This window comes from Cupriavidus sp. 01L46, assembly GCF_056399905.1.
Genome location: NZ_JBFTSF010000239.1, coordinates 1 through 10214 on the forward strand (window position 1 = coordinate 1; position 10214 = coordinate 10214).

Annotated in this window: 7 protein-coding genes; 3 read left to right on the forward strand and 4 right to left on the reverse strand. The window is 61.6% G+C overall.

Annotated elements, in window-relative coordinates; translation table 11 throughout:
* Positions 1 to 104 precede the first annotated feature (104 nt).
* The 3 genes from AC1DS3_RS29425 to AC1DS3_RS29435 form a co-directional block, all read right to left on the reverse strand.
* Entirely contained in the window at positions 105 to 1733 is a 1629-nt protein-coding gene (locus AC1DS3_RS29425; RefSeq protein WP_477128490.1) for a hypothetical protein, read from the reverse strand.
* 362 nt (positions 1734 to 2095) lie between these two features.
* A complete protein-coding gene (locus tag AC1DS3_RS29430; RefSeq protein ID WP_441638636.1) occupies positions 2096 to 2353 on the reverse strand; it encodes a hypothetical protein in 258 nt (85 codons plus the stop codon).
* Between the two features lie 318 nt (positions 2354 to 2671).
* Positions 2672 to 4417: an FAD-binding protein gene (locus AC1DS3_RS29435; protein ID WP_477128491.1), complete on the reverse strand. Its 1746-nt coding sequence runs from the start codon at positions 4415 to 4417 to the stop codon at positions 2672 to 2674.
* 275 nt (positions 4418 to 4692) lie between these two features.
* Here AC1DS3_RS29435 and AC1DS3_RS29440 point away from each other — a divergent pair, with 275 nt between their 5' ends.
* From AC1DS3_RS29440 to AC1DS3_RS29450, 3 genes are all read left to right on the forward strand, one after another.
* Positions 4693 to 5295 (forward strand): TetR/AcrR family transcriptional regulator, encoded by a 603-nt coding sequence (locus AC1DS3_RS29440; RefSeq protein WP_441638640.1) that lies wholly within the window; start codon positions 4693 to 4695, stop codon positions 5293 to 5295.
* A gap of 183 nt (positions 5296 to 5478) precedes the next feature.
* A complete protein-coding gene (locus tag AC1DS3_RS29445; RefSeq protein ID WP_477128492.1) occupies positions 5479 to 7608 on the forward strand; it encodes an oxidoreductase in 2130 nt (709 codons plus the stop codon).
* 354 nt (positions 7609 to 7962) lie between these two features.
* A complete protein-coding gene (locus AC1DS3_RS29450) occupies positions 7963 to 8757 on the forward strand; it encodes an SDR family oxidoreductase (protein WP_477128493.1) in 795 nt (264 codons plus the stop codon).
* Between the two features lie 135 nt (positions 8758 to 8892).
* Here the strand turns inward: AC1DS3_RS29450 and AC1DS3_RS29455 are convergent.
* Positions 8893 to 10214 (reverse strand): long-chain-fatty-acid--protein ligase (locus AC1DS3_RS29455; protein ID WP_477128494.1); only part of this gene is annotated, 1322 nt, incomplete at its 5' end.

The window sequence follows — 10214 nt, forward strand, 5'->3', positions numbered from 1 at the left end:
ATGGCGAAAGCCGATGACTTACGATGACTTAAGATCAGGATGTCGCTCCTCTTCCCACTTCATGGAATGCATGGGAGAGAGGAGCGAACCAGCCCACGTCGCAGCTACTTCCCGTCTCCAACGTTTACCCGCTTCGTGGCAAAGATGCCGCCGATCAGCAGATCCCCATCCTCGAGCAATGCGGTAATGCCGCCCCAGGCGTTCCATTTGCGGCTGTCGTCCGGGAACGGCCAGCGGGCCTTGATGGCGCCGGTATCCCAGTCAAGGCCTACATAYTCGTAGTTGCCGTTTTCCTTGTTGGCGAGGTAGATCATGTTGCTCTTGGCRGAAATGACRGGGACCATCACATCCGTGTTGTCGATCACCTTGTTCACCCAGGCCTTCTCGAAYGACTTCGTCCGAGTGTTCCAGTTGAACTTGACTACCCCACGCGGGGCGGGCCGGGTCACGCCGGGCGTTACCGCGTTGCCCCATATATCGGGCGCGGGCTTCGGGTAGGAGTTATTCAGCAGGGCGACGCCATAGCCCAGCACCTCGGGCGACGGCTCGACCGTGGCCTTGGAGATTTCCAGCGGAATCTGATCGGCGATGCGTGCGGACTTGGTGCCCGGCTTCTGCTTGAATCCGGGCGGAATCTGGTCGCGCCAGAAAGCCACGAGGTTGGCTCCCTTTGCATCGCCGTCGGCAATCACAACCAGCTTGTCGGGGTCGTTGCCGAAGCCCATCAGCGTTGGCGTGGTGCCGGATCCGCCGKAAGTCGTCAGAGCGCCGGCAGCGATGGCCTGCGCACTGCTCATGGTGTTGTAGTCGGCCTGCCAGCCACCATCTGCTTCATCATAGGACAGCCTGGTGCCGGTCCAGACGATCTTCAGCATGCGCTTGGAGGTGACCACATAGATGCCACTGTTCTCGTCAATGCAGATGCTGTTTTCGATCGCCTCGCCCGGCAGCAGCAGCGTGCCCTTGAGATCGAGATCGCGGTCCAGCAGGAGCACTGCGCCATGCGCGGCGGCAACGACATCGCCGGCATAGGTCATGCCCATGCCGATGATGGCAGATTTGCGCATGTCTTCAGGCAATGCCTGCKAGAAGTCCCGGAATTTGACGACGCGCAGCGGCTTCTTCGGATCATTGTCGTCGGTGGACTTCAGGATCTTCAGGCCACCAAAGGCGGCATAGTGAACGCCGTCCTTGTCGATCATGTTGTAGGCACCGTTGGCCAGCATCTGACGCTTGAAGCCCAGTTCCTCCATCTTCCCCGACAGTGCCAGCAGCTTCGTGTCATCGTTCGCGCGGCGGGCGGCGTCGACTTCCTCCAGTGCTGCCCGGATCTTCTCGCGATTGCCGTTCGTGGCCAGCGTCTCCATTCCAGGGTAGGGCAGGAGCGAGACCAGGTCATAGGCTTCGCCGGTCGCGTCGATCTTGCTGATGCCCTCGACGCCGGCCGCGAAAATGATCGTCTTGTCACCGATCTTCTTCACTGTAGGATTCGAGGTGAAGACGGTTGGCACGGTTTTCACATCGCTTGCCGACAGCCTGCGGCCCTTGGTTGGGCCGGCGTGCRGGACGGAATCGGTCGCGGCCGGATTGTCGTGCGAAATGGGATAGACGCTGTCGGTCAGCCAGGGGTTGCGGCCCGGGAAGGTGCCGTTCTCCTGCCCTGCGGCTTGCGCGCACGTAAGGCTTGCTGTCGCAAGCGCAACCGCGGTCGATGCGAAGACTAATGCTCTCATGGGTCACTCCGTGGATAAGTATGGGTGTCGTTGCGAGAAGAATCTGACTACGATTTGAGGTTGTTCGGCGGAGCAATTCGATCGACGGAATGCACGATGCGCGCACGTGGGCGTGCCGGCTGGCTCGCTGCGGGGGCTGCCAGTTTGCCAATTTGCCAATTTGCCAATGGGACAACCGAAGGTGGAACCGGCGTTGAGCGAAGACGAATAGTCTCGGCTTACTTCAATAGCGCGAATGGCTGGATCCAGTTGCGGCTTGCTTCGGCCATCGACGCCAATCTGAGAGTGACGGGGACACTAGGGGGCAGCATCTTGCCGACATGACGGCACGGGCCAGACCAGGACTTGGCATGGAACGCACACTATGGGGCGCTGCGGTGATTCAGCAGAGCAACTGCGGCAACCCCAATGCTTTGCCGGCAGATGTCATCGCAAGACGCCTGCATGATCGCCGAGCCATTGGTTTCTTCGCCGGTCGAGTCTCCGTCATGTCTGATCGCGCTCTGCGGATCAAAACCAAGCCGGGCAGATGGCAGGCCCCCTGCAAAGGCAAAGATCAGGGCCACGGCAGCACCGGCCCCGGCCACAAACAGACAAACCGCCCGCAACCATGTTCTCATCGCCGTCTCCGCTTGCCGCTGCCCACCATGGGCAGATGCCGACTCCTGTTGTGCCGTCAGGGCCAGTCTCTTGGTCTAAGCATATTTGCGGAATCTGGAATCAACATCGTCTGATCGGACTACACACTACATGTAGATCATGTGTAGCTTTAAGGAGGTCCTGCAAAGCCGTTCGGCCAACCGCGGCTTCGACATGTTTCTGCGGCAGCGAGAGGAGAGTTAGCCAGATTGCATGTGCATCCCGTGGGGTAAGCGTTCCACTTTCCCACCAGTCGTCAAGTTCCGGGTAACGTCGGATTTCACGGTTTCCAGCCTGCGTCAGTCGACCCAAGGGCGTGGATTGCTTCCGTTGCTTTTCTCTGCCGCGATATGATTCGCAGCGATGTAGCCAAAGGTCATGGCCGGCCCGATAGTCGAACCTGGTCCGGGATAGGTTTTTCCCATGACCGCGGCCGAGGTATTGCCGATCGCRTAGCATCCCTCAATGACGCTGCCATCGGGGCGGAGGACGCGGGCGCAGGCATCGGTGCTCAATCCGCCCTTGGTGCCGATCTCACCGGGATCGATCCGCAGCGCGTAGAAAGGTGCACGGTCGATCGGGCCCAGGCACGGGTTCGGCTTGGAGGAGCTGTCGCCATAGTAGCGATCGAAGAGATTGCCGCCCTTGCCGAAYTCATGGTCGGTACCCATTGACGCATAGGCGTTCATTTGATTCACCGTCGTGGCAAGGCCGCGTGGTTCGACGCCGATTTTCTGGGCCAGTTCGGCCAGCGTCCCGGCACGATAGATGACACTGTCCAGCCAGCCATGCGGAATCCTGGAGTCAGGCTGTATGCTGCCGGGAAGCAGCACGCCGCACGGATAGCGTTTTCTATACTCTGCATCGAACACCAGCCATGCTGGCACATTCGCCTTTGTTTGCGCGTTGTCGGCATACATGGCGTGGATGATGTCCGGGTACGGCGCTGCTTCGTTGACGAATCGCCGACCGAGCCGATTGACCAGCACGCATCGCGGCAACGCACGCTCCACGAAAAGCCCGCGTTGTTTCTCCTCTCCTGGAACCCGTACCGTCGGCACGCCCCATGTGTATCCCATCAGCGAAACGCTCGCGCCGATCTTCAGGCCGGCGCGAATTCCGTCCCCGGTATTGATCGGCGGGGCGGCTGTCCATTCGGCCTGCGTGGGCTTCGGCAGATATTGGTCGCGCATTTCCTGGCTGGACTCAAAGCCGCCGCAGGCGAGCACCACCGCGCATCGCGCGCGAAGGTTGTATTCGCGTCCCTGTCGCTCCACCGCTACGCCGCTCACGCGGGCATCGTGCGCATGGAGCGTGCGCATCGGGGTGTCGAGCCACAGCGGTATGGACCGATGCGCGAGTGCCGCGCGCAGGCTCGTGACCAAGGCGTTGCCAAGCGTCAGCCGGCGGTCCCTGCGCGTTCGACGGCGCCAGCGCAAATCCGTTGCGTACCGGAACGCGAGACGTKCCAACAAGCCGAGCCAGCCGGACTCCTTCGCGACAATGGTGTGGGCTTCGATCTGCGTCAGCGAAATGCGCCCGCCCACCAGGGTGGCGGGCGACGGAGCCCGGAGTTCGTCAAAGGCATCGCCGAGACGTTGCGCATCGAATGCCGCTGGCTCCATGGTTCGGTAACCGGGCTTTCCTCCCGTGCGGTCCGGGTAGTAGTCGGGATAGCGGGGCACCGCGTGGAAATGCGTCTGCGCCTGCGTGGCGAGATACTGGACCATCTCCGGCCCGTTTTTGAGATAGGCATTGATTCTGTCCAGATCGAAATCTTCCCCTACGACATCCCGGAGATACGCCACCGCTTCCTCATAGGAGTCGTTGCCGCCGAGAGATTGGATCTGGTCATTGCAAGGGATCCAGATTCCGCCACCGGAAATAGCCGTCGTGCCCCCATAGTGCGGGCTTTTCTCGACGAGGAGCACGGTCAGGCCGAGATCGTATGCGCGCAGCGCTGCCGTCATCGCGCCTGCCCCGGAACCGACGACGACCACGTCGTACGTTGTATCCCAATTCACGGCCGGATTGCTGTTGTTCATTGGCTTGTCTCCAACGTTAAGTGTTTTCCAGGCGACCTGTACCAGTCAGTGGTGAGCCGGGCCGAAGTACGCCGGGTCAAAGGCCAACAAGCTGCCCGTTGCCGAGCGCGGCACAACCGCATCGGGTCCGGTCACTATGGCACATAAATACAAAAATGAGTCACGACAATGGCACAAAAAATAGAATTTGTGCAATACTGGGTGAAGCCGCCACGGCAATGCCGGGATCACACCCCGATCAAAAGCGCATCACGTTGCGAGAGGCAAAGTTCCGAATGAATAGACAACTTCGCTGGGGCGACGCCAGCCGAATCGACTGTCCCGAACAGGGGCGCGCCTTGATTCTGAGGTCCACGCTCGACTGCATGGCAGAGATGGGTATCGAGGGTTTCACCGTGGATGATGTGGCCAAGCGCGCCAACATTTCGCGCAGAACCCTTTACCGTTACTACGGCACCCGGAATGAACTGATCCAGGCCGCGATTGGCGTGGAAAATGGCGTATTTTTCGAGGAAATGCAGCGCAGCTTGTCGGGCTACGAGGGCGATTTCGAGGGGTATCTCGAAGAATGCGTGTGTTTCGCCGTGAAGTACCGGCAACGCCTCGCCGGGCTTCGTCAGGACTACCTGGCCAGAAGCGTTACGGCGGAGGTGTTTCCCTACATCCTCGAGAACATCAAGCCGATGTGGCACAAGGTGCTGGCTGAACGCTACCGCGATTACGCAGAGAAGTCAGGCACGGCGCCCGCGTCGCTGGACGACATCATTGCGCTGGCTAGCCGCATTGGACTTGCCTATAGCCTGGTTCCTGCAGACGAGGGTGCGATTCGCCGGCAGATGCGAATTCTCCGCGGTGTCCGGCATGGTACGACCGCGTGACGTCGCGCGGCATTGCGCCCGCACGACAGATTCCCATGTGAACGAAAGAAGCTTTCCCCCACTGCCCGCTTGTCAGTGCGCCACTGGCGCCGATCGGATGATCGATGCGGAGCGATAAATGGCACGCCTTGCGCCGCCGTGGCGCCGGCATGTCTATCAAGACGCAACCACAGGAGACATTCAATGAGCCGCACATCGTATCGCCACCTGCTGGCACCTGGCCGAATCGGCACGATGACCCTACGCAACCGCATTGTCGTCACGGCGATGGGTGCAAGCCTTGCGGAGCCAGATGGTCATTGCGGTGAGCGCATCGTGCGCTATCACGAATCGCAGGCCAAAGGGGGGGCGGGGCTGATCATCACCGGCGTCGCCGGCGTGGCTTGGCCGGCCGGCGCCAATCAGGTGAACCAGATCGCCATTTCGGACGATCGCTTCCTTCCCGGCCTGACCGCACTGACCGAAGCCGTCCACGCGCACGGCGCTAAAATCGCCGCGCAGCTGCACCATGGCGGGTTGATCGGCGTGGAGGATATGCTTGCAGGGCGGCCGGTGTGGGCGCCCTCGCTGCCTGAACCCCCCACTGGCGATTTCACCGAGGCGTTCTTGCTCGAAGAGTTGGCCGAGGCGCCGTTCGGCCGCATCACCGGCGTGACGATTCAGGTCATGACGAAGGCCGACATCGACACGTTGATCGCGCATTTTTCCGCCGCTGCGAGCCGGGCGCGGCGGGCCGGCTTTGACGGCGTCGAGGTCCATGGCGGGCACGGCTATCTCCTGTCGTCGTTCATCTCGCCCACGACCAACCGGCGTACCGATGAATATGGTGGCCCGCTGGAAAATCGCGTCCGTCTCCTGGTCGAGGTGATTCGGGCCGTGCGGACCGCGGTTGGCCCCGATTTTCCAGTGTGGTGCAAACTCGACTCGCGCGAGGAAGGCGTGCCGGACGGCATCACGATTGACGAGGCCGTGCGCACCGCACAGATCGTCGAGGAGGCGGGGGCCGATGCGATTACCGTGAGCGCTTATCATGACGCGGGAAAACCGAAGTTGCATTCGGCGTCGCATACCCCGCATGAGCCTGGGCTCAATCTTCCGTTTGCGGCGCGGATCAAGGCAGCGGTCAGCATTCCGGTCATTGCCTCGGGCCGGATCGAGCCCGCGCTGGGTGACGAAAAGATTGCCGAAGGCGCGATCGATTTCGTCTCAATGGGGAGAAAGCTGCTAGCCGACCCGCATCTGCCGCGAAAGCTTACCGAGGGGCGACCCGATGACGTACTGCCCTGCATTTACTGCTACACGTGCATTAGTGCGATCTACGTTGGCAAGCCGCTGCGCTGCGCGGTCAACCCCGAAACCGGTTTCGAGTATTTGCATCGTCAATCGCCGAAGGGTGGCAAGCGGGTCGTGGTTATCGGCGCAGGCCCCGGTGGCATGGAATCAGCGCGACGGCTGCGGGCGGACGGGCATCAAGTGACGTTGCTGGAGCAGGGCAGCCAACTGGGCGGGACGTTGCGCATTGCCGCGCTCGCCTATCAGGCCAACGAGCCACTGCTCGACTGGCTCCGGCACCAGGTTGAATCGTCACGAATCGATGTGCGCCTGCGCACTCAGGCGACACCTGAACTGTTGCGCACGCTATCCCCTGACGCCGTTGTCGTTGCAACCGGCGCGGTGCGCGGCTTGCCGCCAATACCAGGCAACGACCTGCAGCACGTCATGAGCGGAGACGACATGCGTCGCTTGATGCTTGGTGAAGGCTCACAGGAACTGGCGCGCAAGGTCGGGTGGGCGACACGCATGGCATCGAAGATTGGTGCGGCGAGCGGCCTGACCTCGAATCTCGATTTCGTTCGCCAGGCGACCCGTCAGTRGATGCCGTTGGGCAAGCGCGTCGTGATCATCGGTGGCGAACTGGTCGGCCTCGAACTGGCTGAGTTCCTGTCCGAGCGCGGGCGATCGGTGACAGTCGTTGATGCGGTGCCGCGGTTTGGCGCAGGATTGACCATAGTCCGCCGGATGCGGCTGCTTGCGGAGCTTAAAGAGCACGGCCTTGGCCTGTTTCCGGGTGCCTCGGACATCCGGATCGAACCTGACAGGGTTTGCTTCACTGACCAAGCAGGTAATGCGCAGGCAGTCGATGCGAATACTGTCATCGTCGCCAAAGGTGCGGCAGGTGACCAGAGGCTTGCCAKGCAGTTGGAGGCCGAAGGCTATCGGGTCTATGAAGTCGGCGATTGCACTGGCATCGGCTATATCGAAGGTGCTATGCGCGGTGCGGCGAGAGCGGCGAGGGAAATCTCGCAAATATGACTCCCGGCTTCAGAGAGGTGGCCCGGCTGGGTGTTGCGGGATTCCCCTTAGTCTGCTCAGACGAAGCGGCTTGCCGGGCCGGTGACTAGTATCAAGCAAGAGGCCAAAAAGCGGTCGGGAGACAGTGTTGACGCGGACTCGGTGGTTGTGGGCGACGGGACTGGCCGGCGCGGGTGTGATGGCCGGCCCTGGCAACGGGCAGCGCCGCCGCGGTGCGGCGGCGCTGATGACGCTCAGCCAGCGGCAGTCGCCCTGACGCCGCCTGGCTTGTCTCGATTCTCTTCTTTCCGCTTTCTTCTTTCCGCTTTTCGCCTTTTTCTTTTTTCCTCTTTTTCACTCACGAAACCGAACACCATGACAACTACCATCATCACCGGCTCGGCCTCCGGCATGGGCGCGGCCGTACGCCGGCGCCTGCTAGCCGACGGCGACAGGGTCATCGGCATTGACCTGCGCGATGCCGAGATCCACGCCGACCTCTCCACCCGGCACGGCCGCGAGACCGCTATCGATGGCGCGCTGTCGCAGTCCGGCGGCAGGATCGACAGGCTGATCTGTTGCGCTGGCGTGGGCCCGCATGTCGATCCTGCGACGCTGGTCGCTTCAGTCAACTACTTCGGCGTGGTACCTCTGCTGGACGGCTTGTTCGCGRCATTGCGGCAAGGCACGGATCCGTGCGCCGTGGTGGTGTCGTCGAACTCGGCCACGCTGCAGTCCTGGGCAGGCAGCCCGCTGCGCGACGCCTACCTGGCAGGCGATGAGGACGGCGTGCACGCCCTGGTGCGCGCGGAGGAGGAGGCGGGTGGTCAGCAGGCCGCCCAAGCGGGCTATCTGGCGTATGCGAGCGCGAAGTACGCCGTCGCAGTAGCGGCACGGCAACGCGCCGCCAGCTGGGGGCGGGCCGGGGTGCGCCTGAATGTGGTGGCGCCCGGCGCGGTGGAAACGCCGCTGCTGCAGGCCGGCCTGCGGGATCCGCGCTATGGCGATGCCATCCGCGACTTCCTGCCCCCCATTGGGCGGCGCGCGCAGCCCGATGAGGTGGCCGCGCTGATCGCGTTCCTATGCCGGCCCGAGGCGGCATATCTACACGGCAATGTCGTGTTCATCGACGGTGGCGTCGACGCTGTGCAAAGGCCACTGGAGTTCTGATCCGCACGGTCGCGCCGGGCCGGCATCCAAGTTGGGGGAGGCGGCCCGGCCGGTAGTCGGAAAAGTCAGTCGAGTTAGCGGGTGGCACAGCTTATCCGCGGCGTGATGACGGCGCACTCGGCAAGCCGAAGTCACTCATCGCACCGCAGACAACAGAAATTCCACCGCCTTGTCATGGGCCTCCGGCGCGCCGGCACAATTTATCTTGTCATCCCCACCTTGCTTTTCGCTATAGCGCTGGATGGTAGCGTGCACGTAGGGACCGCAGCGCCCACATTCGCAAGGAGCATCCCAGCCGCTCAAGGTGACTTCGTCGCCGGTGATCAAGCCCCCCCAGTATGAATCCGGCAGCAGATCCACAAAGGCGAATCGGCCCGTCTGAGTCCCTTCTCGCGGCAAGGGGTGACCGTTCTCGGGGTCGAGGACAAAAGGTACCAACACCGGGGGCACATGAAAGTGCCCGTGGCTGCAGCGAGGAAGACTCACCATCAATTCGCTCATGCCGTAGAACTCGAATACCCGGTCAAAGCCTAGAAATTCGAATATTCTCTCGCGATAGTTGTCCGCCAGTGCACGCCCTTTGTTGCCCCCGCCACTCATCAGCACGCTGCCGGCGCCGAAGGCATTGCGCGTACCATTGGCCAGGGCTTCTTCGGCCCATTCATAGAGGATTGGCCATACCGCGAACAGACAAATATCCTGTTTTCCGAATCGCTGGACTGCCGTTTCCAAAAACCGCTTCATCAGTTCCGGGCGCTGCTGCTCCCGTGCGGCGAACTCCTCACGGCGGGATAGGAGGGCTGGTGATATCTCCAGCCTGCCCTGTTCGCCGCGCGATTCGGCTGCCCGCAAGCGACCTGCCAGGGAGGCAATATCAGCACTGAAATAGTCGTTCGGATAGAGAAACAGCGCATTCTCATCGCCTCCAGCCCAACGCTTGACCATCTCTTCCACGCCCCGGTACGTTGCGCCGGCGCCGAAACGATAACCCGGTTGCACCATTGGCATTCGTGCGCTCAACAAGTCTGGCCCGCTGCCGGCGCCGTGCCAGTCACGCACGCAGTGCGCGGTGAGTGTATTCGATATTGTCCACTCTCTCGCCGTGCGCGGCACGAACGAAAGCTTGCCGCTCGTACCAAACGTATGCAGTATCCGCAATTCGCTGCAGTCATCAAGCCGTTTCACCCATGCATCAATGGTATGGATGTCCTGGGTATCCAGTTCGCTGAGATCCTGTCTTGTTAATCCGTTCAGCCAACGCGTCAGCCGGTCGAACTGACCGCGCTCCAGTAGCGAAAGCGGGTAGGATTTGTAGGTTGTATGGGGAAAGAGCAGGGGCACAACATCATTCAACCGTTCGATCTTCGCTATGCCCTGTTCGTCCGCCAGCTTTCTGAGCACTGGTATCYCATTGCGCATGGCGTCAAACCTCTGCTGCACGCCACGCAGGTGAATCT

Excerpts from the sequence above, each read along its gene's own strand:
- AC1DS3_RS29430 (WP_441638636.1), bottom strand. The coding sequence starts at position 2,353 with ATGAGAACATGGTTGCGGGCGGTTTGTCTGTTTGTGGCCGGGGCCGGT.
- AC1DS3_RS29440 (WP_441638640.1), top strand. The coding sequence starts at position 4,693 with ATGAATAGACAACTTCGCTGGGGCGACGCCAGCCGAATCGACTGTCCC.